We start from the raw sequence: 25,910 nt of genomic DNA on the forward strand, positions 1-25,910 counted from the left end.
CCCTCCTTCAGTCGGCCGCCGGTGCGGCGAGGGGAGCGGAGGCCGGGACCTCCGAGCGGTGCTCCGCGAGCACACCGGTGCGGTGCCGCTGGACGAACCAGTAGTAGGCGAAGCCGCCGCCCGCGATGACCGCGACGAACAGCACCGCCCCCCAGCGCAGGTACCAGTGGTAGGGCTCCGTGGCGTTGTAGACGGCGGCCCGCGGCCAGATCAGGTTCAGTGTCATGGCCCCGCCCCACAGCACGGCCAGGATGTTGACCGGAAGTCCCCAGCGACCCAGCGAGAAGCGGCCCTCGCCCGCGGGCCGCCACGTCCCGCGCAGCCGGGCGACCAGCAGCGGCACGGTGACGCCCAGATAGGCGAGGTAGATCATGACGATGCCGATGCTGGTGACGACGGTGAAGATCTGCGGCTGACGGATGTTGACCACCAGGATCGCCAGCGCCAGGATCCCGATGATCACGGTGGGCAGGACCGGCGTGCGGAACCGGGGATGGCACCGGGCGAGCTTCGCGGACGCCGGCAGGTTGTTGTCACGGGCCATCGCGAACGCCAGCCGGACCGCCGCCGTGTGCACCGCCAGCGCGCACACCGTCACCGCGATCAGCACGCACCACAGCATCGCCTTGCCGGCCGTCGGGCCGAGCACGTCCAGCACGATGTACTGCAGTCCGTCCGTGGACAGCTTCTCGCCGTCAAGAGTGGACACGCTCATCAACGCGAGCAACAGGATCAACCCGCCCAGGACGAAGGACGCGACGATCGCCCGGATGATCGCCCGGGGCGCGTTCCGGGTCGGGTCCAGGGACTCCTCGCCGAGCGAGGCGGCGGTGTCGAAGCCGTACATGACGTACGCCGAGGCCAGCGAGGCCACCAGGAAGGCGCCCAGGTACCCGTTGCCGTACCCCGCGCCGGTCCCGTGCGTCTCCATGACGACCTGCGGCCCGCGCGTGATGTGGACGGCGAACAGGACGATCAGCACGACGGTGGCGATCAGCTCGATGAACACGCCCGCCGTGTTGATCCGGGCCATCAGCTTGACGCCGAAGGCGTTCACCAGGGTCGTGAACAGGATCAGCACCGCGGCCAGGACGACCGCGTTGGTCGCCACGTCGTACGTGCCGGTGCCGTCCCCCACGAACTGGAAGAACGACGAGATCTGCGGCAGCGTCAACTGATAGGCCAGCGCCACGGCCGCTATGGACACGATCGAGGCGATCAGCATCATCCAGCCGGCGAGCCAGCCGAGGTGCGGATTGCCGATCTTCTTGGACCAGTTGTAGACGGAACCGGCCACGGGGTGGCGGGCGGCGAGCTCCGCGAAGCACAGCGCGACCATGAACTGGCCGGCGAAGACCATCGGCCACGACCACCAGTAGGCGGGGCCGCCGCTGCCGTAGCCGAAGTAGAACAGCTGGAACGTTCCGGTGAGGATGGAGATGTAGCTGATGCCGGCGGCGAAGGTGTGGAAGGTGCCGAGGGTGCGTTTCAGCTCGGGTCTGTAGCCGAACTCGGTCAGTTCGGCGTTGTCGTCGGCGGTGTGGGTGCCGGTGGACTGCGGGGCCTGTCTCATGGGCGGTTCCTCGATGGGTGGTCCCCTGGAGCGGTTCGGTCGGTCGCACCAACCCTGGGGGGTGGGGCGGGCGTCGCGCCAGATCCGGATGCCGCTCACCGCCGAGGGACAGGACCGGCGGGGTCGCCTCCCAGCCGGTCGAGGAGCCACGCGTGGAAGATCCCGATGTGGTGCTCGCTGGGGACCAGCACACCGCCCTCGCGGTACGCGCGGGAAGCCATCGACGGCTGCGTCCTTTCACAGGCGGCGAAGTCCTGCGCGTTGACCCGGTGGAAGAGCTCGACGGACTTCGACACGTCCGCCCCCGACGCCACGACCTCCGGCGCGTACAGCCAGTCGCACTCGACGACCGTGCGGTCCTCGGCGAGCGGGAACACGCGGTGCAGGATGACGTGGTCCGGGACGAGGTTGACGAACACGGCCGGCTTGACCGTGATGGCGTAGTAGCGGCGGTCCTGCTCGGCGCCGAGCGCCGGGAGCCTGCCGAAGCCCTCGCTGCCGTCGACCGTGAAGCCCTGGACCGCCTCGGCGAACTCGGCGCCGTGCCCCACGTAGTACTGGGCGGCGTAGCCGTCGGCGAACTCGGGCAGCACAGCGGTCAGTTCGGGGTGGATCGTCGCGCAGTGGTAGCACTCCATGAAGTTCTCGACGATCAGCTTCCAGTTCGCCTTCACGTCGTAGGTGATGCGCTTGCCGAGCGCGAGGCCGTCCGTGCCGTAGTGCTCGATCGCGGCGATGTCGCCGAGCCGCTCGACGGCGGCGTGCACGACCGTGTCCTCGAACGAGGGCGGTTCGTCCGCCAGGCACACCCAGGCGTAGCCCAGCCACTCGCGCAGCTCCACCTTGATCAACCCGTACGCGACCCGGTCGACGTCCGGCATCTTGATCAAGTTGGGTGCGGCGATCAACGTGCCGTCGAGGTCGTACGTCCACGCGTGGTACGGGCACTGGAGGGTGCGGCGGACCTCGCCCGACTCCTCCGTGCACAGCCGGGCCCCGCGGTGGCGGCAGACGTTGAGGAAGGCGCGCAGGTCCCCCTTGCGGGTCCGGGTGATGACGACGCTCTCACGGCCGACCTGGACGGTGCGGAAGGCGCCCGGCCGGTCCAGGTCGGCGCTGCGGACCGCGCAGAACCACAGCGACTCGAAGACGTGCTCCTGCTCCTGCCGGAAGACGTCCGGGTCGGTGTAGTAGTGGCCGGGGAGGGTGGCGATCAGACTCGGGGTGATGGGGGTGGTCGTCACGGACAAACGCCTCCTACCGGCGCATGCGGGTCATCTTCGGGTCGAACAGCGGTTCGTCGGCGACCGTGGCCGGGACCTTCTCGCCGAAGTACTCGACGTGCACGCCCATGCCGGTGGCGAGCCCGGCGGGCAGCCAGGCGTAGGCCACGCACCGGCCGAGCGTGTAGCCGTACGACGCGCTCGTCACGTAACCGGCGGGCCTCCCGCCGACGTGGACGGGCTCCTTGCCGAGGACGACGGCGGCCGGGTCGTCCAGGAGCAAGGGCGTGAGCCGGCGGGTGGGCTCCGGGCGCTCCCGCAGCGCGGCCTGCCCGGCGAAGCCCTCCTTGTCCATGCGCACGGCGAAGCCGACACCCGCCTCGAACGGGTCGTGCTCGTCGGTCATGTCGATGCCCCAGGCCCGGTAACCCTTCTCCAGGCGAAGGGAGTTGAACGCCGAGCGGCCCGCCGCGACCACGCCGAGCTCCCGGCCGGCCTCCCACAGCGTGTCCCACAGCCGCAGCCCCAGGTCGGCCGTGGTGTACAGCTCCCAGCCCAACTCTCCGACGTAGCTCAGCCGCAGCGCGGTCACCGGGACGTGCCCGATGTACGTCTCCTTCGCCCGGAAGTAGCCGAACGCCTCGTGCGAGAAGTCGTCCGGGCTGAGCGGCTGGACGAGGTCCCGGGCGAGCGGGCCCCAGACGCCGACGCAGCACGTGCCGGAGGTGATGTCCCGGACCCGGACACCGGCCGGGGCGTGGCGCAGCAGCCGGTCGAGGTCGGCGGGGGAGTTGGCGCCGATCTGGAAGCGGTCGGGGCCGAGCCGGGCCACGGTGAGGTCGGAGCGGATGCCGCCGGACTCGTCGAGCAGCAGGGTGTAGGTGACCGCGCCGGGCTTCCTGCAGAGGTTGTTGCTGGTCATCCGGTCGAGGAAGGCGAGGGATCCCGGGCCGGTGACCTCCAGGCGGCGCAGGGGCGTCATGTCGTAGAGCGCGACGCCCTCGCGAGTCGCCCTCGCCTCGGCCGCCGCGATCGGGGACCAGTGGCGGGCCGACCAGGCGTCCCGCGCGGGGAGGGGGCCGAGGGCGTCCACGAGCGGCGCGTTCGCCTCGTACCAGTGCGGACGCTCCCAGCCGCCGCCCTCCAGGAAGTACGCGCCGAGCTGCTGCTGGCGCGCGTAGAAGGGGCTGACCCGCAGGGGGCGCGGCCGTTCCATCGGCTGGAGCGGATGGATCACGTCGTACACCTCGACGAACTGCTGCGCCCCGCGCTCCAGGACGTACGACGGGGAACGCTGCGCCTCCTCGAAACGCGTGAGGTCGCACTCGTGCAGGTCGAGCGAGGGCCGCCCGTCCACCATCCACTCGGCGACCGCCCGGGCGACCCCCGCCGAGTGCGTGACCCAGACGGCCTCGGCCAGCCAGAAGCCGCGCAGCTGCCGCGACTCGCCGAGCACCGGCATGCCGTCCGGGGTGAAGGAGAACACACCGTTGAAGCCGGTCTCGATCTCCGCGTCCCGCAGGGCGGGCATCAGGCGCCCGCAGTGGTCCCGGACGGGGGCCCAGTCCTCCGCCGTGAAGGGGTACGAGGACGGCATGTCCATGTTCCGGGCCCGGGCCTCGTCGTACGGCAGGACCGCGAACGGGTCGACGGGCAGGGGCCGGTGCGCGTACGAACCGATGCCGATGCGGTCGGTGTGCTCGCGGAAGTACAGGTCCCGGTCCTGGAAGCGGAGGATCGGCTTCGAGGCCTCCGCCGAGGCACCGCTCAGCGCGGGCAGCGGCCCGGTCCTGGCGTACTGGTGGGCCAGCGGCTGCAGCGGCACGTCGACCCCGGCCATGCGGCCGATCATCGGGCCCCAGAAGCCGGCCGCCGAGACGACGTGGTCGGCCGGGAACGTACCCCGGTCGGTGACGACGGCGGTCACCCGGCCGTCCTGCCGTTCGATGCCGGTGACCGTGTGGCGCTCCAGGAACCGGGCGCCCCGCGCGGTGGCCCGGGCCGTCTGGGCGCGGGCCGCGAGCAGGGCGCGGGCCAGACCGTCGTCCGGGGTGTGGAAGCCGCCGAGGACCACCGACCGGTCGATCAGCGGCCACAGTTCCTTGCAGCGCGCGGCGTCGACGACCTCGCCGCGCACGCCCCAGGAGGCGGCGTACCCGGCCCTGCGGTGCAGCTCGGCGAGGCGCTCGGGGGTGGTGGCCAGCTCCAGCCCGCCGACCTGCTGGAAACAGGAGACACCGTCCACGTCGAGGGAGCCGAACTTCTCGACCGTGTAGCGGGCGAAGGCGGTGAGGGTCCTGGACGGACTGGTCTGGAAGACCAGGCCGGGCGCGTGCGAGGTGGAACCGCCCGGGGCGGGCAGCGGACCCTGTTCCAGGACGGTGACGTCGGTCCAGCCGCGGGCGGTCAGTTCGTCGGCGAGGCAGCAGCCGACGATGCCGGCGCCGACGACGACCACGCGGGGGTGATCGGGTGTGCTGGACATGCCCCTCCTTGCCGGGACGGTGTGAGGGCGGTGGGGGAGCGGGGCGGTCGGGGCGAGCCGGTCAGGACCCCCGGGTGGAGCGGGTTCTGCACGGAGGGCCGGTTCCAGGGCCCCGGCCCCGGATCGGGGACCACGACCGTCCGCACCTCGACGGGCACGCCCTGCCCGGCGGCGACCATGGCACGGATCTCTGCGGCACCAACCTCTGCGGCACGGACCTCCGCGGCACGGACCTCGTGTGGCACGACCAAGCTCCTCTGCTTGTTGCGCAGTGCACGATGGGTTGCGTGGTGGGGAACATCGTGGGAGCGCTGTCCGGAGCCGTCAAGAGGCACGGAGCCGGTTCAGGTCACCGTGGGCCGGGCCGCTCGCGACCCACGAAACCCGCCTGCCACACGTCAGCGCGGGACCAGGCGTTCCACCTGATCCCGCGCTGTGCGTCCTGCGCCGCGGGCCGCCGGCCCGGGTTGCGTCAGAAGCCGTAACCCATACGGCGGGACAGCTCGGCCGCCGCCGCCTCGGTCCGCTTCGCCACCTCCGGCAGACGCTGTGGACTCAGCCGGTAGACCGGCCCCGAGACGCTGAGCGAGGCGATGACCTTGCCGTCGTGCCCCCGGACCGGGGAGGCCGCCGCCGCCAGGCCGATCTCCAACTCCTCGACCGTGATCGCGTAGCCCTGCTGCACCACCGTGTCCAACTCGCCGCGCAGCATGGACGCGGCCGTGACCGTGCGCTCCGTGAAGCGGTGCAGCGGACGGGCCAGCAGCCCTTCGCGCAGGGTGGGCGGGAGGTGGGCGAGCAGGACCTTGCCGCTGGCGGTGGCGTGCAGCGGGGTGCGGCGGCCGAGCCAGTTCTGCGCGGTGACGGCCGCGGTGCCCCGGGCCTGCATGATGTTGACCGCCGCGTCGTCGTCCAGCACCGCGATGTTGACCGTCTCGCCCAGCTCGTCGGCGAGTTCCCGGCAGACCGGGACGCCTTCCTGGGACACGTCCAGGCGCACTGCCGCCGCCCCCGCGAGGCGCAGTACGCCGGCACCCAGGTAGTACTTGCCGCGGTCCTTCGCCTGGGTCACCAGGCCGCGGTTCTCCAGGACGCCGAGCAGCCGGAACGCCGTCGACTTGTGCACGTCCAGCTCGTCGGCGATCTCGGTGACGCCCGCCTCGCCGTGCCGCGCGAGGATCTCCAACACGCTCACGGCGCGGTCCACCGACTGGACGGCACTCGCCGCGCCTCTGCCGCTCTGTTTCGCCCCGCTGTCCGTCGGATGCTCCTCGCGGGCGGACTGCTTCTGCGTGCGGACCATGGCCAACTCTCACCACCTGCCGGCCCTGTTCGGGCCGCATCTGCGGGAACCCCTTGACGCGACGGTCACCCCGCGCGGATTCTGTTGCGCATAGCGCTTGCTCATGCGCCATATGCAACATCATGTTACCGATGGGTCCGTCCCGGAAGGGGGACGAGCGCCCACCCGGGGGCTCACCTCCGACGGGGCCGGACGACGTGCAGCATCACCCTTTCGTGCCCGGAGCCACCCCGGTCCGGCGCTTCACACACCGTCCACAGTCTGGCCGAGCGGTCCGGCCCGCACCCCGGACCGAGAGGGGGGCCCGTGATTCCCGTCTGCCGCCTCGAAGACCTCCCCGAGGGCGAGTCCGTCCGGGTCGAGACGACACCGCCCGTCGCCGTGTTCCACACCGACGAGGGCGAACTCCACGCCATCGACGACACCTGCACCCACCAGGACGCCTCCCTCTCCGAAGGCTGGCTGGAGGGCTGCCTGATCGAATGCCCGCTGCACGCCGCCGCGTTCGACCTGCGCACCGGCATGCCCACCTGCCTCCCGGCCCGCCGCGCCGTCCGCACCCACCGCGTCACCGTCGAGGACGGTGTCATCCACGTCCACCTCACGGCGGAGGAAGGGACGGCCGCGTGAACGGAGGTGAGGGCGACCGGCCCTCTGCCCCGAGGAAGCTCCGCGCGGCATACGGCAACGGCCCGTCCCGCAGGACGAGATGCGGCAACGGCCCGTCCCGCAGCGCGATGAGGCTCCCCGCCACCGTGACTATCGGTGTCGCCTCACTCTCGGGCCTGTACGCCGCTCGGGAGTAGCCAGGGAGCGGCCCTGGCGCCGGTGCGGCCCCTACGAGTGGGACAGCTGCCCGGCCCCGCCCCGTCGGCGTATCCGCTCCTGCGTCCGCGCCGTGACCCGCTCCTGGCGCCGGGCCCGGCGCCGCTCGCGCCGCAGCGCCCGGGCCGTGCTGCTCGGCACGGACACCACGCCGTGGCGCTGATTCCAGACCTGCCGGGTCACCCACACGTCGAGGGCTCCCCACGTGGCCGCGATCGTGCTGACCACGCTGCTGATCACCATGGGGAACGCCAGCCAGGACCCGGCCATGGTGCACAGGAAGGCCACCATCGCCTGAATCAGCGTCACGGCTATGAGGAGCACCGCCCGTACGGCCGCCGTACGGACCGGATCCGGCAACCGTCGCCGCCGCGCCGGCTCCTCGACCCAGAGGGGCCGGTAGTACTGCTGCTCCTGCCGCTTCTCCCCCTCCCGCACCGGGGTCTCCGCCTCGTCCGCCGCATCGCCGCGGAAGGTCGCCTCGGAGATCCGATGCCCCGTCCCCCGCGTCCCGCCGGCCCTCGGCGCTCCGCGCCGTTCCGCCGTGCCCATCACCGTGTCACTCCCCACCGCCAGCAGACCGCTCGCTCGTTTCCGAAGACCCGTGCTCCCCAGTGGCTGCCCGGCTTGCGCTGTTTTACGCCGCCCGGGTGCAGGATGCGGCTCCTGTTGCCGATTCCGCCCCCGTTTCCCGTAGTGAAGTACGAACGACTCGTCACGAAGATTCCCGGGAAGCGAAAAAAATCGGCCAACCGCCTTGGCCCGCCCCGTGGACGACCCGGCGCTGTCACCATCGGTTTCGGGGAGACAACTCCCGCAATGCCCGGACAACTCGGCATGCCTCGTCGCTGGCGCGGAAGTTCGGCCTCGAGCCCGGTCTTCGAGTTCCCTGTGCGTCGGTAGTAGGCTCGCGCCGTTTGTTGACGCACACGTGTACCCCCGGTAGCCCCCGGGGGGCCCGAGCTGGGGGAGGCCATGCGCTTTCGCGGGAAGTCCATCCGCCGGAAGATCGTGGCGCTGCTTCTCGTGCCGCTGGTTTCCCTGACCGCGATCTGGTCCTTCGCCACCGTGCTCACCGGGCGTGAGGCGGCCGACCTGTTCAACGTGTCGACCGTCGTGGAGAAGATCGGCTACCCCATCGAGGACACCGTCCGCGTCCTCCAGGAGGAACGCCGCCAGACCCTCGTCCACCTCGCCGACCCCCGCGCCTCCGACGGTCTCGCCGCGCTCCGGCGCAGCCGCGCCGCCACCGACGAGGCCGTGAGCGGCATCCGCCGCAACGCCCGGGACCCGGATGTGCGCGACGCGATGGGCGAGGCCACCGGCGAGCGGCTGACCGCCGTCCTGGACGCCTTCGAGGGCATCGAGTCGCTGCGCCGCAGCGTCGAGGACGGCACCGTCAACCGCTCCCAGGCCCTCGACCTCTACAACCGCCTCGTCGACCCGTGCTACGTCCTCCTCGCCAACCTGCACGTGGTCGACAACGTCGAACTCGACAAGCAGTACCGCGCGCTGGTCAACCTCGCCCGCGCCCGCGAACTGCTCTCCCGCGAGGACGCCCTGCTCGGCTCCGCCCTGATCGTCGGCCGCATCACCCACTCCGAAGAGCGCGACATCTCCGACCTGGTGGCCCAGCGCACGCTGATGTACGACGTCAACCTGCAGCTGCTGCCCGTCGCCGAGCGCGACCGCTACCAGACCTTCTGGAAGAACGCCTCCTCCGCACCGCTGCGCGTGGCCGAGGAAGCGGCCCTCGACTCGGGGACCGGGACGCCCCGCGGCGTCACCGCCAAGAGCTGGGACAGCGCCGCCGGCAACGTGCTCGACGAACTCGGCACGCTCAACGACCAGGCAAACGACCGCTACCAGGACCGGGTGCACCCCGTGGCCGTGGGCGTCATCACCAAGGCCGTCATCGCCGGCGCCCTGGGCCTGATCGCCCTGCTGCTCTCCCTCGTGCTGTCCGTGCGCGTCGGCCGCACCCTCATCCGTGACCTGCGGCAGCTGCGCCTGGAGGCCCACGAGGCATCCGGGGTGCGGCTGCCCAGCGTGATGCGCCGCCTGTCCGCGGGCGAGCAGGTCGACGTAGAGACCGAGGTGCCGCGCCTGGAGTACGACAAGAACGAGATGGGCGAGGTCGGCCAGGCCCTCAACACCCTGCAGCGCGCCGCCGTCGAAGCCGCCGTCAAACAGGCCGAACTGCGCGCCGGAGTCTCCGAGGTCTTCGTCAACCTCGCGCGCCGCAGCCAGGTCCTGCTGCACAAGCAGCTCACCCTGCTCGACGCCATGGAGCGGCGGACCGAGGACACCGAGGAACTCGCCGACCTGTTCCGGCTCGACCACCTGACCACCCGTATGCGCCGGCACGCCGAGGGCCTCGTGATCCTCTCCGGAGCCGCGCCCTCCCGCCAGTGGCGCAAGCCCGTCCAGCTCATGGACGTCGTCCGCGCCGCCGTCGCCGAGGTCGAGGACTACGAGCGCATCGAGGTCCGCCGCCTGCCGCGGATCGCCGTGACCGGCCCGGCGGTGGCCGACCTCACGCACCTCGTGGCCGAACTGCTGGAGAACGCCACGGTGTTCTCCCCGCCGCACACCGCCGTCCAGGTCCTGGGCGAGCGCGTCGCCAACGGCTTCACCCTGGAGATCCACGACCGCGGTCTCGGCATGGCGGCCGAGGCGCTGCTCGACGCCAACCTCCGGCTCGCCGAGACACCGGAGTTCGAACTGTCCGACACCGACCGGCTCGGCCTGTTCGTGGTCAGCCGTCTGGCGCAGCGGCAGAACGTCCGGGTCTCCCTGCAGCCCTCCCCGTACGGCGGCACGACCGCCGTCGTCTTCATCCCCGACGCCCTGCTGACGGACGACGTGCCCGACACCAACGGCGTCGGCTTCCGGCTCGACCGCCCCCAGCTGACGGCACACGACACCAGGCCGCAGGAGGGCCGCCGCACCTCTTTGTCCAAGGCAGCCGCGCCACGGCCCGGCCTGCCCGCCTCCCTCCTGGACGGACCGGTCGAGCTGGAGGCCCCCGTCGATCTGGACGCCCTCGACGACTTCCCTGGCGTCCTCGACGGCGAGGACGGCGAACACGGCGGACTCTTCCGCCCCCGCCACTCCCTCGTCCGCGCCGAGGACGAGACCGCCGGCCGCCGTGCCGATGCGCAGCAGCAGGCCGCCGACGCGTCCCGCGCGCGGGAACGCGCCGACGCCGAGGACGGGCTGAGCGCCCCGGTCCCGCTGCCCCGCCGCCACACCCCCAAGCTGGTCAGCTCGCACGGCCGCCCGGTCACCGAGCAGCGCCCCCGGCGGAGCAGGGCCGACGAGGAGAACACGGACACCGGCCGGGCCGGAACCGGGCCCGCGGCCGCGCTCCCGTCACGCCGCCGCGGCGAGACCCAGCCGGACGCGCCCCCGCCGCTCCCGGCCCGCCGCCGCGGGACCGACTCCGCCGTCCGCGGCATCGGTGCGGCCGGCCGGGACGCGGTGCGCGGGCAGGCGCCGGGCCCGTCCGGCGGTGCCGTCGGCGAGGGCGCTGCGGCGGAGTCGTCCGCCCTGCCCCGCAGGACCCGCCGCGCGGAGATCGCCTCCGGCGGCCCCGACGGATCCGGCCACGGCACCGCACGGCAGGGCGACAGCACCGCACGGCCGGAAGGCCGCGCCGGACGTCCGGGCGCCGCCGCACGGCCGGACGACGCCACCCCACGTCCGGGCACCACCCCAGGGCCGGAGGACGGCGCCGCACGGCCCGGAGACGGCGCCGCACGTTCGGCCGAGGGCGCCGGCACCGCGCCGCTGCCCCGGCGCGTCCGGCAGGCCAGCCTCGCCCCACAGCTCAAGCGGGGACCCGATCCGCGTACCGAGGCCCGGGCCGAGCCCGCCGAACGGGACGCCGAGGAAGTACGCAGCCGTATGGCTTCGCTCCAGCGCGGCTGGCAGCGCGGCCGTAGGGAGAACGCCGCGGGCGATGCCGCCCACAGCGGCACAGCACCACAAGGAACGACAGAGGGGGACGGTCGATGACCGCACCGAAGGCGACCGGCCACACCGCGGACGGCAAGGGGGAGCTGAACTGGCTCCTCGACGACCTGGTGGACCGCGTCGCGAGCATCCGCAAAGCCCTCGTGCTCTCCGGCGACGGTTTGCCGACAGGCGTGTCCAGGGACCTGACCAGAGAGGACAGCGAGTACCTCGCCGCCGTCGCCTCCGGGTTCCACAGCCTCGCCAAGGGCGTGGGACGCCACTTCGAAGCCGGCAACGTCCGCCAGACGGTCGTCGAACTCGACGACGCCTTCCTGTTCGTGACCGCGGCCGGCGACGGCAGCTGCCTCGCCGTCCTCTCGGACGCCGACTCCGACGTCGGCCAGGTCGCCTACGAGATGACGCTCCTCGTCAAGCGCGTCGGCGTGCATCTGGCCGCCGCTCCGCGCACCGATCTGCCCGCAGGCGGGTAGTGGGATGACATGAGCGCTGACGGTCAGGGAAGAAGCCACTGGTTCGACGACGAGGCCGGGCCGGTCGTCCGTCCGTACGCCATGACGCGCGGCCGCACCAGCAGTCAGGGCCAGCACCGCCTGGACCTGATCGCGGTCGTGGTCGCCGAGCCGCACGCCGACGACCCGGAGGCGGACCACATGCTCTCCCCGGAGCACGTGGACATCGTCGAACTGTGCCGTGAGGACCCGCAGTCGGTCGCCGAACTCGCGGCGGAACTCGATCTGCCGATCGGGGTGGTACGGGTCCTCGTCGGAGATCTCGTGGACGCCGAATTCGTCCATGTGAACCGGCCCGTGCCCCCGGCCGAACTGCCGGACGAGAGTATTCTGCGCGACGTCATCAACGGCCTGCGGGCGCTGTGAGCGTCTCGACCCGGCGGCGGAGGCTGCGGACCGCCGTCGCCCGACCCCATCAAGCAGGAGAAGAGACCGATGATCTTCGGGCGTTCTGAGCGCGGCAAGCCTCCGGTCGAGCCCGTCACGCTCAAGATCCTGGTGGCCGGCGGCTTCGGCGTGGGCAAGACCACGCTCGTCGGCGCGGTCAGCGAGATCCGACCGCTGCGCACCGAGGAACTGCTCACCGAGGCCGGGCGCCCGGTCGACGACCTCAGCGGCGTGGAGAACAAGCACACCACGACCGTGGCCATGGACTTCGGCCGCATCACGCTGCGCGAGGACCTGGTGCTCTACCTCTTCGGCACACCCGGGCAGGAACGGTTCTGGTTCATGTGGGACGAGCTCTCCGAGGGCGCGCTCGGAGCCGTCGTACTGGCCGACACCCGCCGCCTGGAGGACTGCTTCGCCGCCGTCGACTACTTCGAACGGCGCTCGATACCCTTCCTCGTCGGCATCAACTGCTTCGACGGAGCCCCGCGTTACCCCGTCGAGGACGTCCGCCAGGCCCTCGACCTCGACCCCGGCGTACCGCTGCTGATGTGCGACGCCCGTGACCGCGAGTCGGTCAAGGAGACCCTCATCGGCGTCGTCGAGCACGCGATGGCCTACGCGGCCGACCGCCGCCAGACGGTGACCAGCTGACGTCCCCCACCCCCGGGCACGGCCCGTACCCCCGCCGACAGGGGTACGGGCCGCGGTACGGAAAGCCGCTCCACGCGCGCGTGGTCGACGGAAAGCCGCTCCACGCGCGCGTGGTCGACGGAAAGCCGCTCCACGCGCGCGTGGTCGACGGAAAGCCGCTCCACGCGCGCGTGGTCAGCTGTCGCCCTCCTCCCAGCCGAAGCTCTTCTCCACGGCCTTGCGCCAGTTGTGGTACTCGCGGTCCCGCACCGACGCGTCCATGGACGGTGTCCACTCGACGTCCTTCTGCCAGTGGGCCTTGAGTTCGTCCAGGTCGTTCCAGACGCCGGTGGCCAGTCCGGCCGCGTAGGCGGCGCCCAGACAGGTCGTCTCGGAGACCTTCGGCCGCACCACCGGAACGTCGAGCACATCCGCCTGGTGCTGCATGAGCAGGTTGTTCTTCGTCATGCCGCCGTCGACCTTCAGGGTGGTGATCCGCACCCCGGAGTCCTGGTACATGGCGTCCACGACCTCGCGCGTCTGCCAGCTCGTCGCCTCCAGCACCGCGCGCGCGAGATGGGCCTTGGTGACGTACCGGGTGAGACCGGTGACCACACCACGCGCGTCGGAGCGCCAGTACGGCGCGAACAGACCCGAGAACGCCGGCACGATGTAGGCGCCGCCGTTGTCCTCCACGCTCGCGGCCAGGGGCTCGATCTCGTCGGCGGTGCGGATGATGCCGAGCTGGTCGCGGAACCACTGCACCAGCGCGCCGGTGATCGCGATCGATCCCTCCAGGCAGTAGACCGGCGCCTCACCGCCGATCTTGTAGCCCATCGTCGTCAGCAGACCGCTCTTCGACGCCACCGGCCGGTCGCCCGTGTTGAGCAGCAGGAAACTGCCCGTGCCGTAGGTGTTCTTCGCGGTGCCCACGTCGTAGCAGGCCTGGCCGAACACGGCGGCCTGCTGGTCGCCCAGCGCCGACGCCACGGGCACGCCGGAGAGCTGGCCGACGGCGGTGCCGTACACCTCCGCCGAGGACTTGATCTCGGGCAGCATGGCCTCGGGGATGTTCATCGCCGAGCAGATCGACGCGTCCCACTGGAGGGTCTCCAGGTTCATCAGCATGGTGCGCCCGGCGTTGGTCACGTCCGTGACGTGCTGCCCGCCGTCCGTACCGCCGGTGAGGTTCCAGATGAGCCAGGAGTCCATCGTGCCGAAGGCGATCTCGCCGCGTTCGGCCCGGGCGCGCAGATCGGGCACGTTGTCGAGCAGCCAGGCCGCCTTGGGCCCGGAGAAGTACGTGGCCAGTGGCAGCCCCGTCTGCTCGCGGAAACGGTCCTGCCCGTCCGAGCCGCCCAGTTGGTTGCACAGGGCCGCCGTCCGCGTGTCCTGCCAGACGATGGCGTTGTGCACCGGCTTGCCCGTCGCGCGGTCCCACAGCAGCGTCGTCTCGCGCTGGTTGGTGATGCCCATCGCGCTGAGCTGGTCGGCCCGCAGACCGGCCTTGGCGAGCGCGCCGGCCACGACCGCCTGCGTCTTGGACCAGATCTCGGTGGCGTCGTGCTCCACCCAGCCCGGCTTGGGGAAGATCTGGCGGTGCTCGCGCTGGTCGACGGCGACGATCGCGCCGTTCCGGTCGAACACGATGCAGCGGCTCGACGTGGTGCCCTGGTCGATGGCCGCGACGTACTTCTCGGCGTTGTCCGTCATGACTACCCCTCGTCGGGCTCGTTCAGAAGGCTGCGTTGTAGATGACGCCACCCAGCAAACCGCCGATCAACGGCCCGACGACGGGGATCCACGAGTAGCCCCAGTCGGACGTGCCCTTGTTCGGGATCGGCAGGACGGAGTGGATGATGCGCGGTCCGAGGTCACGTGCCGGGTTGATGGCGTAGCCGGTGGGACCACCCAGGGACAGACCGATGCCGACGACCAGGAGGGCGACCAGCAGGATCACGATGCCGGATCCGTAGATGCCCTCCCCCTGACCGGCGATCTGCCCGATGCCGATGCCCTCCACGTGCCGGTTGTTGCCGACCAGGGCCAGCAGGGGCAGCACCAGCGCGATGGTCGCGAGGATCTCGGTGATCAGGTTGGCGACCGGGTTCCGGATCTCGGGGATCGTGGAGAAGATGCCCAGCGTCGGGACGGGTTCGTCGACCGTTCCCTCGGTCGTTCCGCCCTTGCGGGTGTTGGCCTGGAACTGGGCGAAGTACACCAGGTAGGCCAGCACGGCCCCGAGCATGGCACCGGCCATCTGCCCCAGGATGTACACCCAGACCTTGTCCCACACCCCGGTGTCGACGGCGAGGCCCAGCGTCACGGCCGGGTTGAGGTGCCCTCCGGAGAGGGGAGCGGCGGTGTACGCGCCGGCCAGCACGGCGAAGCCCCAGCCGAACGCGATCACGATCCATCCGGAGGCGCGCGCCTTCGAGAACCTGAGGGTGACGGCGGCGCACACTCCGGCGCCGAACAGGATCAGGATCGCCGTGCCGATCAACTCGCCGAAGAATATGTCTCCGTTACTCATGGCGGCTCCTAGGCCGTGGCCCGGGACCATTCGCCCCGGTCCTCACGTGCAGGGTGCGTTTCCCATGGCTACTTCCGCCGAAGGCAGGGAGATCCCGCGCCCCGCCCGGCATCCGTGACGAGCGTGCCGTCGCAGCCGGCCGGCCTGTGGGGGAAGGGGCCTTGGCGCAGGCGCGCCCGCGCGCCGTGGTGCCGGAATACGCCGATTATGTACGGCGATGTCGACTGACACCGGAAGTGTTCACCGGCACCCCAGAGGCGTCAAGGTCGCCGACCGCAACGGTTGACGGCCATGTGACGGTCGCCCGGGCTCCTGCCGGGCCGGGGCCGGTTGCACGGCCGGGGCGGCGCCCGGTGGGTCGTTGTTCGGATCTGGTCGGACCCGCGCGCCTCGGTGAGCCGCACGAGCCCTGGCGGATGGTCTCCGGCCTCCACCGGGTCTCCGGCCCGCACCGACCCTCGCCGTCGGCGATCGCTCAGCCGTTGCCCGACACCCGGCTTGCTCGTGTCCAGGATCCACCTGACCTGGCGGCTTCTCAACCGGACGAGCCGATTCCCCCACCGGACCGCGGTACGGGGGCGCATCCATGGCCTCGGGTGTGACAGCGGGACGGGGCGCGCTCCGCGGGTAACACCCCTACGCGCCTCACGCCCCACCCCGCGCCAGGCCCCCCGCGCCGGGCCCTCCCGCGTCAGGCCCTCCCCGTGGGCCACGCCCTCCCCGTGCGTCACACCGAACGCACCACACGTGTGCACCGAAGGAACCAGACGGGCAGGCAGCAGGCATGACACGACTCACCACCGCGGTACGCGGCCTGCTCACCACGCTCGCCGCGTTGCTGACGGCGACCGTCCCCACCGCGACCGCCCAGGCGACGACCGAACCCACAGCGCCTCAGGACTTCGTGGCCCTGAGAACCATCGACCCGACGATCCTCCAGGAGATGCGCTACTTCACGCCGCACAACTTCGTCGGCGAACGCATCGACGGCTACGTCCAGCCGACCTGCATCCTCACCCGTCCCGCCGCCGACGCTCTTCACCGGGCACAACGCAAGCTCCTCCGCCAGGGCTACACGCTCAAGGTGTACGACTGCTACCGGCCACAGCGCGCCGTGGACCACTTCGTCCGCTGGGCGCAGGACCTCGACGACCAGGCGATGAAGGGCGAGTTCTACCCGGACGTCGACAAGACCCGGCTGTTCACCGACGGCTACATCGCCGAGAAGTCCGGCCACAGCCGCGGCTCCACGCTGGACGTCACCCTCGTCCGGCTCCCGGCGAAACCGACCCGGCCCTATCATCCCGGGGAACCCCTCGTGTCCTGCATCGCACCCCAGGGCGAGCGCTTCCCCGACAACTCGGTCGACATGGGGACCGGCTTCGACTGCTTCGACACCCTCTCGCACACCCTCGACCCGCGCGTCCAGGGCGCACAGCGCGCCAACCGGCTGCTCCTCAAGAACACCCTCGAAGGCCAGGGGTTCGTGAACCTCGCGGAGGAGTGGTGGCACTACACCTTCACATCCGAGCCCTACCCGGACACTTACTTCGACTTCCCGGTGTCCAGGAAGTCGCTCACGCGCGCGCACTGAGCCTGCCCGCGACGCCCTCTCCGTGATCGGTTACAGTCCGCGCGTGTCCGAAACTCAGCACTCCATGACCAACTCCGCGCCGAACTCCCACTGTTCGAGCTGCGGCGCGCCCTACGGAGAGGGCGTCTCCGGCTGGCCCCGCACCTGCCCGGCGTGCGGCGCCGTGGCCTACCGCAACCCCCTCCCGGTCGCGGTGGCCCTCCAGCCCGTGTACGACACCAAGGGCACCGCCCTGGTCGTCATCACCCGAACCGTGGCTCCCGCGCGCGGGGGCATCGCCCTGCCCGGCGGCTACATCGACGACCGTGAGGACTGGCGGCAGGCCGTCGTGCGGGAGCTCAAGGAGGAAACCGGCATCGACGCGGCCGGCCGGGACGTCCGCCTCGTCGACGCCATGAGCTCGCCCGACGGGCACCTGCTGCTCTTCGGTCTCCTCCCGGAACGCCCGGCCGAGGGCCTGCCGTCCTCCACCGCCACGGACGAGACGGAGGGCTGGCACCTCCTGCGTAGGCCCGAGGAACTCGCCTTCCCCTTGCACACCGTGGCCGTACGAGCCTGGTTCGAGGGCCGCTACTAGACCGGGCGCTCCCCGGCGCCGCGGACGCGCACGGGGTGGGGCGGCTCGTTCCCGCCGTCCTCACCCTCGCGTTCGACGACCACCCGCGCGCCCCTCCACCGAGCGGTGTAACGCTCGATCTCCGGCTCGTCCCACCCCTCGCCCCCGTCCGGCACGACCAGCCCGCCCCCGGTCCGCCCCCGGGCGGGCGCCCACACCTCCAGCTCGAGGCCGCCGTCCTCCCCGCGGACGGGAAGAACGGCACCCGCGCGCGCGAACACCGGGATCCGCGACAGCGGCGCCTCGACCACCACCTGCGCCGGCCCTTCGTACGCCCGCTCCGTCAGCGTGTCGAACCAGCGCCCCCGCGGCAGCCGCACCGCACGCCGGGTCGCGCCCGGGTCCAGCACCGGCGCCACCAGCAGACAGTCGCCCAGCAGGAAGGCGTCCCCGCAGTCGCGCAGCGCCCGGTCCTCCGGCGCCGTCCACCACACCGGCCGCACATAGGGCGCCCCGGTACGGCGCGCCAGATGCGCCAGCGTCACGAAGTACGGCAGCAGCCGGCGGCGCTCCATCAGCGCCACGCGTGCGTGCTCCAGCACGTCGGGACCGAACTCCCAGGGCTCGCGCCGCCCCGCCCGGGCACTCGCGCGCGTACGGAACAGCGGCAGCAGGGAGCCCAGCTGGAACCACCGCAGATACAGCTCCGGCGACGGATCCCCGTCGAACCCCCCGATGTCCGGACCCGAGTACGGGACACCGCACAGCCCGAGCCCCAGCACCAGCGCCAGGGACGCCCGCAGACCGGGCCAGCCGGTCGCCACGTCCCCCGACCAGGTCCCGCCGTAGCGCTGCATCCCGGCCCACCCGGAGCGCGAGAACAGAAACGGCCGCTCCTCGGGGGCGAGCCCGCGCACCCCCTCGAACCCCGCCCTGGCCATGCACAGCGCGTACACGTTGTGCGCCTCACGGTGGTCCCCGCCCCGCCCCTCCAGGGCGTGCCGGGCGGACCGCGGCAGCGTCGACTCCCCGAAGGCCGAGAACGACGTGGGCTCGTTCATGTCGTGCCAGAACCCCGCGAACCCCTGCGCGAGCCGCTCTTCGTAGAGACCGCCCCACCAGGCACGCACACGCGCGTGCGTGAAATCGGGGAACACCGCCTCCCCGGGCCACGCGACCCCCTCCACGACCGCCCCGGACGCGTCCCGTACGAACGCGTCCCCAGCCGTCCCGCCGTCGTACACGGCGTTCCCGGGGACGGCCTTGACGGCCGGGCCGACGATCGACACCAGCCGGATCCCGTCCCGCCGGAGCTCCTCCGCCAGGACGCTCAGTTTCGGGAAACGGTCCTGGTCCACCGTGAACACCTGATGCGCGTCCAGGTGATCGATGTCGAGGTGCAGCGCGTCGAGCGGCAGACCGTGCTCCACGTAGTCCGCGACGATCCGGCGCACCTCCTGCTCACCGCCGAACCCCCACCGCGCGTGATGATGGCCCAGCGCCCACACGGGCGGCAGCGTGGGAGCCCCCGTCAGCGACGCCCAGGCGAGCAGCACGCGCGCGGGGGTGCCCACCATCACCCAGCAGCGCAGGGGACCGCCGTCCATCCGCAGCTCGCTCGACCCGGCCCGGTCGTGCCCGGACCCCGCGCCCTCCTCACCCTCGCGCAGGATCACCGTGCCGTCCCACGTGCAGTCGTGGAACACCAGATGCGTACCGCCGTCGGCCACCACCAGCTGCACCGGCATCGTGATGGACAGCGGGTCGTCACCGGGCCCGAAGGCATGACCGGGGTCGGTGTTCCACAGCCGGTACGTGCCGTCCGGCAGCCGCGGACCCGACGCCCGCCCGCCCAGCCCGAAGAACCGCGCGTCGGCGGCCACCTCCGACCGCTGCATCCACCGCGCCGGCCCGCCGTCGACCGGCTCCCACCACCGGGGCGGCAGATCACGCCGCAGCGTCACACCGCCGGGCGTGCGCACCTCGACGGCACCGAGCCGCGAGACCACGACCGTCACCCGCTCCGCCACCACGCGCCAGCCGCCGTCCTTGTCCGGCTCCAGCACCGCCCGGGGATCCGGCTCCGGACAGCGCCCGGCCAGCGCGTACGACGGCTCGGGCTCCGCACCGTCCCAGCCCCAGAAGACCGCACCGTTCACCGCGACGAGAATCCGCAGGTCGGACCGGCTGAACCGGAGGACACCGCCTCCCGGCCCCGGCTCCGCCTCCCGCACCGGACCGGGCACCCGCGCCCGCTCCGCCCCCCGCACCGGCAACCCGGTGGCGTCGGCCCGCCGCCTGCGCCACGCTGCTCGTACGGTACGCACACCCTGCGCCGCCCCCACCGAAGCCACCGCTTTCACCGAACGCACCAGGTCACGACCGTTCATGCTGCTCACCCTGCCACTGACCGCCGCCCGAGAGCGTGTCGTTCAACTGCCGTTCACCCGTGCCAAGACCACATCTTCACGACACGGACTATGTGGGGCGCGCCCTGGTGTGGAAGTCGATCACATGGCATTGTCCGTCCCAGCCGCGTCACGCGCACACCCCAGCTCGTGCGCGGAGGACGCACACGACGCGCACAGTCCGGGAGCCGACCATGCCGACCGAAAGTCCTCAGCCGCTCTGGCAGCCAGACCCCGAGCGCATCGCACGGGCACGGATCACCAGGTTCCAGGCCTGGGCGGCCGAGCACCACGGCGCCCCCGCCGACGGCGGATACGCCGCCCTGCAACGCTGGTCCGTCGACGACCTGGACGCCTTCTGGACGGCCGTCACCGAGTGGTTCGACGTCCGCTTCTCGACCCCCTACGCGCGCGTGCTCGGCGACCGCGCCATGCCGGGCGCCCAGTGGTTCCCCGGTGCGACCCTCAACTACGCCGAACACGCCCTGCGCGCCGCCGCCGACCGCGCCGACGAACCCGCCCTTCTCCACGTCGACGAGACCCACGAACCGCGCCCCGTCACCTGGGCGGAACTGCGCCGCCAGGTGGGCTCCCTGGCCGCCGAACTGCGCGCCCTGGGCGTCCGCCCCGGAGACCGCGTCAGCGGCTACCTCCCCAACATCCCGCAGGCCGTGGTCGCCCTCCTCGCCACGGCCGCCGTCGGCGGTGTCTGGACCTCCTGCGCCCCCGACTTCGGAGCCCGCAGCGTCCTCGACCGCTTCCAGCAGGTCGAACCCGTGGTGCTTTTCACCGTCGACGGCTACCGCTACGGCGGCAAGGAACACGACCGCCGCGAGATCGTCGCCGAACTGCGCAGCGAACTGCCCACCCTGCGCGCCGTGGTGCACATCCCCCTCCTCGGCACCGACGCACCCGAGGGCGCCCTGGACTGGTCGGCCCTCACCTGTGCGGACACCGACCCCGTCTTCGAGCAGGTGCCCTTCGACCACCCCCTGTGGGTGCTCTACTCCTCCGGCACCACCGGCCTGCCCAAGGCCATCGTCCAGTCCCAGGGCGGCATCCTCGTCGAGCACCTCAAACAGCTCGGCCTGCACTGCGACCTGGGCCCCGAGGACCGCTTCTTCTGGTACACCTCGACCGGCTGGATGATGTGGAACTTCCTCGTCTCCGGCCTCCTCACCGGCACCACGATCGTCCTCTACGACGGCAGCCCCGGATACCCGGACACCGGCGCCCAGTGGCGGATCGCCGAACGCACGAAGGCCACCCTCTACGGCACCTCCGCGGCCTACGTCATGGCCTGCCGCAAGGCCGGCGTGCACCCGTCCCGCGACTTCGACCTCTCCTCCGTCCAGTGCGTCGCCACCACCGGCTCGCCCCTGCCGCCCGACGGCTTCCGCTGGCTCCACGACGAGGTCCGCGACGACCTGTGGATCGCCTCCGTCAGCGGCGGCACGGACGTGTGCTCCTGCTTCGCCGGAGCCGTACCGACCCTGCCCGTCCACGTCGGAGAACTGCAGGCCGCCTGCCTCGGCACCGACCTGCAGTCCTGGGACCCGAGCGGCAGCCGGCTCATCGACGAGGTCGGCGAACTGGTGGTCACCAACCCCATGCCGTCGATGCCCATCCACTTCTGGAACGACCCGGACGGCAGTCGCTACCACGACAGCTACTTCGACACCTACCCCGGCGTCTGGCGGCACGGCGACTGGATCACCGTCACCTCACGCGGCTCCGTGATCATCCACGGCCGCTCCGACTCCACGCTCAACCGCCAGGGCGTCCGCATGGGATCCGCCGACATCTACGAAGCCGTCGAGCGCCTCCCCGAGATCAAGGAATCCCTCGTCATCGGCATCGAGCAGCCCGACGGCGGCTACTGGATGCCCCTCTTCGTCCACCTGGCCCCCGGCGCCACCCTCGACGAAGACCTGCTCGACCGCATCAAGCGCACCATCCGCGAGCAACTGTCACCGCGGCACCTCCCCGACGAGATCATCGAGGTCCCCGGCATCCCGCACACCCTCACCGGCAAGCGCATCGAGGTCCCCGTCAAGCGCCTCCTCCAAGGCACCCCCCTGGAGAAGGCGGTCAACCCGGGCTCCATCGACAACCTCGACCTGCTGGGCTTCTACGAGGACCTGGCCCGCAAACGGGCCTGACCCGCACTCCCTGTCACCGGCACTTCAGGCGCAGGTCGCGACGGAACCCGTCGTGACCTGCGCCTTCGCCCCCTTCTCCCGCCCGCGGGATCGCTCGCCTTCCCTGATTGTCAGTGCCGCCGGTTACTGTGAGTGAGCATTGATCGACCGTGCACAGGGGGAAACACATGGCGCACACCGACAGCCGGACCATGCGACGCGTCCTGCGCCGCGAAATCGCCGGCACCATCGGCCTGCTCACCGACGAGCAAGACTTCCGGGCCATGCGGCGCTACCGCACCTTCACCTTCGCCGACCACGACACCTACCTCGAACAGGTCGAGGGCCTCCTCAGGACACGCGCCCTGCAAGGCAGCCACACCACGGTCGCCCTCTTCGACCCCGAGGACTACGCCGACTTCTGCCGACGCGAAACCCTGGACCCCGACCTGCCGTCCAGCCGCACCCGCTTCACGGCACACCTCGCGCTGACCGGCCCGACCCTCCCGTACGAGGGCCAGCCGCTCGCCGACCTCCTCGCGGCCCTGGTCGACGAGGCCGTCCGCCAGGCCACCTGGGAGTACGCGACGACACTCCTCGCCCGCCTGGGCCCCTGCACCTCCTGCGGCGAGGACATCGGACGCGCCGCCTTCACCCGAGCCTCCGACCTCCTGGCCCGCATCCTCGACACGGCCCCTCCCGGAAACCGGCACCTGGTCTGCAGCGTCACCGGACCACCCGAAACCCTCGTCGCCGCCCTCCACACCACCGACACCAGCGGGACCACGGAACTCGACGAGGCCGAAGCCCTCGAATTCACCACCGTCCTGGCCCTCGGCCTGGCCACCGAAAGCCCCGGCGGACTCGTCATCCGCGTCAGCGCCCCCGGCACCCCCGACCGCGTCTACGGCTGGCGGCTCCGCTCCTACGGACTCCACCCCCTCACCGCGGCAGAGGTCTTCGACGCCTACTGCACCGACATCGAATCCGGCGACCTCATCTCCCCGGAATCCAACGTCGACTACTGCCGACCGCCCGACCTCGGGGAGGAGAAACCCGCTGGGGGGCACCACCACTGAAACGCCGAAGGGGCGCTCCACCGTGGTGGAGCGCCCCTCCTGGGCAACCGTCAGCCGGCCCGGCCGGACCTACTCGCCCGACAGCACGGCCTGCGCCGCACTCCGCGCGTCCTCGGCGCTGTCCGTCGCGCGCGCCGCCGCAGCGGCACGCTCGCACTGCGCCAGCGTGTACTTCGCGAGCGTCGCCCGCACGTAAGGAATGGACGCCGCACCCATGGAGAGGGAGGTGACGCCCAGACCCGTCAGCACACACGCGAGCAGCGGGTCGGACGCGGCCTCACCGCAGACACCACAACTCTTGCCCTCGGCCTTCGCCGCCTCGGCGGACAGCGCCACCAGGTCGAGCAGCGCGGGCTGCCACGGATCCTGCAACCGGGAGACCGCACCCACCTGACGGTCGGCGGCGAAGGTGTACTGCGCGAGGTCGTTCGTCCCCAGCGACAGGAACTCCACCTCCTGCAGGATCGACCGGGCCCGCAGCGCGGCCGACGGGATCTCGACCATCGCGCCGAACTTCGCCCGCAGCCCCGCCTCACGGCACGCGTCCGCGAAAGCCCGGGCATCCGTACGGTCCGCCACCATCGGGGCCATGACCTCGAGGTAGACCGGAAGCCCTTCCGCGGCCTTGGCGAGCGCCGTCAGCTGCGTGCGCAGCACCTCCGGGTGATCGAGCAGGGTCCGCAGCCCCCGCACACCGAGCGCGGGGTTCGGCTCGTCGGACGGCGTCAGGAAGTCGAGCGGCTTGTCGGCCCCGGCGTCCAGCACCCGCACCACGACACGCCCCTCGGGGAACGCCTCCAGCACCTGCCGGTACGCGGCGATCTGCTTCTCCTCGGACGGCGCCTGCTTGCTGTCGTCCAGGAACAGGAACTCGGTACGGAACAGGCCCACCCCCTCGGCACCGGCCTCGACGGCGGCCGGCACATCGGCAGGGCCGCCGACGTTCGCCAGCAGTGGCACCTTGTGCCCGTCCGCCGTGGCACCCGGACCCGTCGAAGCGGCGAGCGCCGCCCGCCGCTCAGCCGCCGCGGCCTCCAGCTGGGCCTTCCTCTCGTCGCTCGGCTCCACGAAGATCTCACCCGTGCTGCCGTCGACGGCGATCATCGTGCCCTCGGCGAGCTCACCGGCACCCGGCAGTGCCACCACGGCCGGAACGCCGAGCGCCCGCGCCAGGATCGCACTGTGGCTCGTGGGACCGCCCTCCTCGGTGACGAAACCGAGCACCAGAGTCGGGTCGAGCAGCGCCGTGTCGGCGGGCGCGAGATCACGGGCGACCAGAACGTAGGGCTCGTCACTGTCGGGCACACCCGGCATGGGGACGCCCAGCAGCCGGGCGACGATACGGTTCCGCACGTCATCGAGGTCGGCCACGCGGCCCGCGAGGTACTCACCGGCGTTCGCCAGCAGCTCGCGGTAGGAGGCGAAGGCGTCGTACACGCCACGCTCGGCCGTGCTGCCGACGGCGATCCGGCGCTCCACATCGGCCATCAGCTCCGGGTCCTGAGCCATCATGGCCTGCGCCTCGAGCACCGCCTGGGCTTCGCCCCCGGCGAGATTGCCGCGCGCCATCAGGTCGGCGGCCACGGCTTCCACGGCCTTGCGGGCGCGCCCCTGTTCACGCTCCGCCTCTTCCGCGGGTATCTGCTTCGCGGGCGGCTCGAGCACCGCCGTTCCCATGTGCCGAACCTCGCCGATCGCCACACCGTGGCTGACCCCGACGCCTCGCAGCGTTGTCTCCATCTCACCCGTCTCCGATAGTGCGGCGGGTCCCGCCGCCGCGGTGGTTGTCGTACTCGCCGTCACAGGACGGCATGGACCGTCACTTCCAGAGGAAGAGGCTGTCGCCGGCCTTCACATCGCCGCTGTCGCGAAGCTCGGAGAGGGCCTCCGCCGTGGCCTCCAGCGCCACGACCGGGCAGACCGCGGACTTGCCGGCGGCCTCGACGGCGGCAGGGTTCCAGCGCACGACGCCCTGCCCGCGACGGACGGTGTCGCCCTTGTTCACCAGCAGCTCGAAGCCCTCGCCGTTGAGCTGCACGGTGTCGATGCCGAGGTGGGTGAGCACGCCGTGTCCGCTCTCGTCGACCACGACGAACGCGTGCGGGTGCAGGGAGACGATGACGCCGTCCACGGGAGAGACGGCCTCGGAGGGCTCACGTACGGGGTCGATGGCCGTGCCCGGGCCGACCATGGCCTGGGAGAAGACCGGATCCGGCACGGCTGCCAGTCCGATGGCGCGTCCAGCGAGCGGGGACGTCACGGTGGTCATGGGAAGCCTCCCAGGGATGGAGATCGATAGGGCCGTCCCTGTAGGTACCGGACGGCACACTGTTCAGCAGCGTAAGTCACCTGAAGTGCCGGTTCCGCGCGAGCACTCCGAAGTGGTCTAGACCATACCGCATATCGATTTGCACCCGCTCCGCGGCCGCGTGTACAGTCGTACTCCTGCTCGGGGCTGGCCGACGCGAGTCCGCGTCTCGGCCCGGCAGCATCCAACTTGTCAGATCCTATCTCTGGGTCGCCTTCTGCATGCCTGCAGGACGGTGGTCGGGGGGCCGGAAAAACACTGATAGAGTTTGGAACAGCGAAGGGAAGCGCCCGGAGGAAAGCCCGAGAGGGTGAGTACAAAGGAAGCGACCGTTCCTTGAGAACTCAACAGCGTGCCAAAAGTCAACGCCAG

The 25,910-nt window shown here is 71.5% G+C and carries 19 protein-coding genes; 9 read left to right on the forward strand and 10 right to left on the reverse strand.

Annotation, left to right across the window (positions count from 1 at the left end; genetic code table 11):
- Window positions 1–7: 7 nt before the first annotated feature.
- From ACIGAN_RS20110 to ACIGAN_RS20125, 4 genes are all read right to left on the reverse strand, one after another.
- The gene (locus ACIGAN_RS20110; RefSeq protein WP_399859142.1) at window positions 8–1,573 is read right to left on the reverse strand and encodes an APC family permease; all 1,566 of its coding nucleotides are present in this window, start codon (window positions 1,571–1,573) and stop codon (window positions 8–10) included.
- Between the two features lie 95 nt (window positions 1,574–1,668).
- Window positions 1,669–2,817, reverse strand: a complete 1,149-nt coding sequence (locus ACIGAN_RS20115; protein ID WP_399859145.1) for an aromatic ring-hydroxylating dioxygenase subunit alpha — start codon at window positions 2,815–2,817, stop codon at window positions 1,669–1,671.
- A 13-nt stretch (window positions 2,818–2,830) separates the two neighbouring features.
- Window positions 2,831–5,281, reverse strand: a complete 2,451-nt coding sequence (locus ACIGAN_RS20120; RefSeq protein ID WP_399859147.1) for an FAD-dependent oxidoreductase — start codon at window positions 5,279–5,281, stop codon at window positions 2,831–2,833.
- Between the two features lie 472 nt (window positions 5,282–5,753).
- The gene (locus ACIGAN_RS20125) at window positions 5,754–6,584 is read right to left on the reverse strand and encodes an IclR family transcriptional regulator (protein ID WP_399859149.1); all 831 of its coding nucleotides are present in this window, start codon (window positions 6,582–6,584) and stop codon (window positions 5,754–5,756) included.
- Window positions 6,585–6,890: 306 nt separating this feature from the next.
- Here ACIGAN_RS20125 and ACIGAN_RS20130 point away from each other — a divergent pair, with 306 nt between their 5' ends.
- Window positions 6,891–7,214 carry a bifunctional 3-phenylpropionate/cinnamic acid dioxygenase ferredoxin subunit gene (locus ACIGAN_RS20130; RefSeq protein WP_365740826.1) on the forward strand — a complete coding sequence of 108 codons (324 nt, stop codon included), beginning with the start codon at window positions 6,891–6,893 and terminating at the stop codon, window positions 7,212–7,214.
- Window positions 7,215–7,421: 207 nt separating this feature from the next.
- On the opposite strand, the gene ACIGAN_RS20135 is transcribed toward ACIGAN_RS20130, so the two are convergent.
- Complete coding sequence (locus ACIGAN_RS20135) at window positions 7,422–7,961, reverse strand: hypothetical protein (RefSeq protein WP_399859152.1); 540 nt, start codon at window positions 7,959–7,961, stop codon at window positions 7,422–7,424.
- 423 nt (window positions 7,962–8,384) lie between these two features.
- Between ACIGAN_RS20135 and ACIGAN_RS20140 the strand changes: the two genes are divergently transcribed.
- The 4 genes from ACIGAN_RS20140 to ACIGAN_RS20155 all read left to right on the forward strand — a co-directional run bounded on the left by ACIGAN_RS20140 (window position 8,385) and on the right by ACIGAN_RS20155 (window position 12,940).
- Window positions 8,385–11,429, forward strand: a complete 3,045-nt coding sequence (locus ACIGAN_RS20140; RefSeq protein ID WP_399859154.1) for a nitrate- and nitrite sensing domain-containing protein — start codon at window positions 8,385–8,387, stop codon at window positions 11,427–11,429.
- Window positions 11,426–11,860, forward strand: coding sequence for a roadblock/LC7 domain-containing protein (locus tag ACIGAN_RS20145; protein ID WP_399859156.1), 435 nt, complete (start codon window positions 11,426–11,428; stop codon window positions 11,858–11,860). Before ACIGAN_RS20140 ends, ACIGAN_RS20145 begins: the two co-directional genes overlap by 4 nt.
- Window positions 11,861–11,869: 9 nt before the next feature.
- Entirely contained in the window at window positions 11,870–12,265 is a 396-nt protein-coding gene (locus tag ACIGAN_RS20150; RefSeq protein WP_311687861.1) for a DUF742 domain-containing protein, read from the forward strand.
- A 69-nt stretch (window positions 12,266–12,334) separates the two neighbouring features.
- Window positions 12,335–12,940, forward strand: coding sequence for a GTP-binding protein (locus ACIGAN_RS20155; protein ID WP_399859159.1), 606 nt, complete (start codon window positions 12,335–12,337; stop codon window positions 12,938–12,940).
- Window positions 12,941–13,114: 174 nt separating this feature from the next.
- Here the strand turns inward: ACIGAN_RS20155 and glpK are convergent, their stop codons facing one another.
- Both glpK and ACIGAN_RS20165 read right to left on the reverse strand, forming a co-directional pair.
- Window positions 13,115–14,632 carry a glycerol kinase GlpK gene (glpK, locus tag ACIGAN_RS20160; protein ID WP_399859162.1) on the reverse strand — a complete coding sequence of 506 codons (1,518 nt, stop codon included), beginning with the start codon at window positions 14,630–14,632 and terminating at the stop codon, window positions 13,115–13,117.
- Between the two features lie 22 nt (window positions 14,633–14,654).
- A complete protein-coding gene (locus ACIGAN_RS20165) occupies window positions 14,655–15,452 on the reverse strand; it encodes an MIP/aquaporin family protein (RefSeq protein ID WP_365740838.1) in 798 nt (265 codons plus the stop codon).
- Between the two features lie 784 nt (window positions 15,453–16,236).
- Here ACIGAN_RS20165 and ACIGAN_RS20170 point away from each other — a divergent pair.
- Together ACIGAN_RS20170 and ACIGAN_RS20175 are read left to right on the forward strand one after the other, a co-directional pair.
- Window positions 16,237–17,046, forward strand: coding sequence for a M15 family metallopeptidase (locus tag ACIGAN_RS20170; RefSeq protein ID WP_399859164.1), 810 nt, complete (start codon window positions 16,237–16,239; stop codon window positions 17,044–17,046).
- A 43-nt stretch (window positions 17,047–17,089) separates the two neighbouring features.
- Window positions 17,090–17,623, forward strand: a complete 534-nt coding sequence (locus ACIGAN_RS20175; protein WP_399859167.1) for an NUDIX domain-containing protein — start codon at window positions 17,090–17,092, stop codon at window positions 17,621–17,623.
- Here ACIGAN_RS20175 and ACIGAN_RS20180 read toward each other — a convergent pair.
- A complete protein-coding gene (locus ACIGAN_RS20180; protein ID WP_399859169.1) occupies window positions 17,620–19,992 on the reverse strand; it encodes a glycoside hydrolase family 31 protein in 2,373 nt (790 codons plus the stop codon). The genes ACIGAN_RS20175 and ACIGAN_RS20180 overlap by 4 nt on opposite strands.
- 212 nt (window positions 19,993–20,204) lie before the next feature.
- Here ACIGAN_RS20180 and ACIGAN_RS20185 point away from each other — a divergent pair, with 212 nt between their 5' ends.
- On the forward strand, window positions 20,205–22,172 hold the full coding sequence (locus ACIGAN_RS20185) for an acetoacetate--CoA ligase (RefSeq protein WP_399859172.1): 1,968 nt from the start codon (window positions 20,205–20,207) through the stop codon (window positions 22,170–22,172).
- 167 nt (window positions 22,173–22,339) lie between these two features.
- On the forward strand, window positions 22,340–23,230 hold the full coding sequence (locus tag ACIGAN_RS20190) for a hypothetical protein (protein ID WP_399859175.1): 891 nt from the start codon (window positions 22,340–22,342) through the stop codon (window positions 23,228–23,230).
- Window positions 23,231–23,299: 69 nt separating this feature from the next.
- Here ACIGAN_RS20190 and ptsP read toward each other — a convergent pair whose 3' ends face one another.
- Together ptsP and ACIGAN_RS20200 are read right to left on the reverse strand one after the other, a co-directional pair.
- The gene (ptsP, locus tag ACIGAN_RS20195) at window positions 23,300–24,970 is read right to left on the reverse strand and encodes a phosphoenolpyruvate--protein phosphotransferase (RefSeq protein WP_399859209.1); all 1,671 of its coding nucleotides are present in this window, start codon (window positions 24,968–24,970) and stop codon (window positions 23,300–23,302) included.
- A gap of 79 nt (window positions 24,971–25,049) precedes the next feature.
- Window positions 25,050–25,499 (reverse strand): PTS sugar transporter subunit IIA, encoded by a 450-nt coding sequence (locus ACIGAN_RS20200; protein WP_365099290.1) that lies wholly within the window; start codon window positions 25,497–25,499, stop codon window positions 25,050–25,052.
- Window positions 25,500–25,910: the final 411 nt, after the last annotated feature.

The organism is Streptomyces sp. NPDC085931 (assembly GCF_044540565.1).
Classification (GTDB): domain Bacteria; phylum Actinomycetota; class Actinomycetes; order Streptomycetales; family Streptomycetaceae; genus Streptomyces.

Excerpts from the sequence above, each read along its gene's own strand:
- ACIGAN_RS20110 (WP_399859142.1), bottom strand. The coding sequence starts at position 1,573 with ATGAGACAGGCCCCGCAGTCCACCGGCACCCACACCGCCGACGACAAC.
- ACIGAN_RS20120 (WP_399859147.1), bottom strand. The coding sequence starts at position 5,281 with ATGTCCAGCACACCCGATCACCCCCGCGTGGTCGTCGTCGGCGCCGGC.
- ACIGAN_RS20125 (WP_399859149.1), bottom strand. The coding sequence starts at position 6,584 with ATGGTCCGCACGCAGAAGCAGTCCGCCCGCGAGGAGCATCCGACGGAC.
- ACIGAN_RS20135 (WP_399859152.1), bottom strand. The coding sequence starts at position 7,961 with ATGGGCACGGCGGAACGGCGCGGAGCGCCGAGGGCCGGCGGGACGCGG.
- ACIGAN_RS20140 (WP_399859154.1), top strand. The coding sequence starts at position 8,385 with ATGCGCTTTCGCGGGAAGTCCATCCGCCGGAAGATCGTGGCGCTGCTT.
- ACIGAN_RS20145 (WP_399859156.1), top strand. The coding sequence starts at position 11,426 with ATGACCGCACCGAAGGCGACCGGCCACACCGCGGACGGCAAGGGGGAG.
- ACIGAN_RS20150 (WP_311687861.1), top strand. The coding sequence starts at position 11,870 with ATGAGCGCTGACGGTCAGGGAAGAAGCCACTGGTTCGACGACGAGGCC.
- ACIGAN_RS20155 (WP_399859159.1), top strand. The coding sequence starts at position 12,335 with ATGATCTTCGGGCGTTCTGAGCGCGGCAAGCCTCCGGTCGAGCCCGTC.
- glpK (WP_399859162.1), bottom strand. The coding sequence starts at position 14,632 with ATGACGGACAACGCCGAGAAGTACGTCGCGGCCATCGACCAGGGCACC.
- ACIGAN_RS20165 (WP_365740838.1), bottom strand. The coding sequence starts at position 15,452 with ATGAGTAACGGAGACATATTCTTCGGCGAGTTGATCGGCACGGCGATC.
- ACIGAN_RS20170 (WP_399859164.1), top strand. The coding sequence starts at position 16,237 with ATGACACGACTCACCACCGCGGTACGCGGCCTGCTCACCACGCTCGCC.
- ACIGAN_RS20180 (WP_399859169.1), bottom strand. The coding sequence starts at position 19,992 with ATGAACGGTCGTGACCTGGTGCGTTCGGTGAAAGCGGTGGCTTCGGTG.
- ACIGAN_RS20185 (WP_399859172.1), top strand. The coding sequence starts at position 20,205 with ATGCCGACCGAAAGTCCTCAGCCGCTCTGGCAGCCAGACCCCGAGCGC.
- ACIGAN_RS20190 (WP_399859175.1), top strand. The coding sequence starts at position 22,340 with ATGGCGCACACCGACAGCCGGACCATGCGACGCGTCCTGCGCCGCGAA.
- ptsP (WP_399859209.1), bottom strand. The coding sequence starts at position 24,970 with ATGGAGACAACGCTGCGAGGCGTCGGGGTCAGCCACGGTGTGGCGATC.
- ACIGAN_RS20200 (WP_365099290.1), bottom strand. The coding sequence starts at position 25,499 with ATGACCACCGTGACGTCCCCGCTCGCTGGACGCGCCATCGGACTGGCA.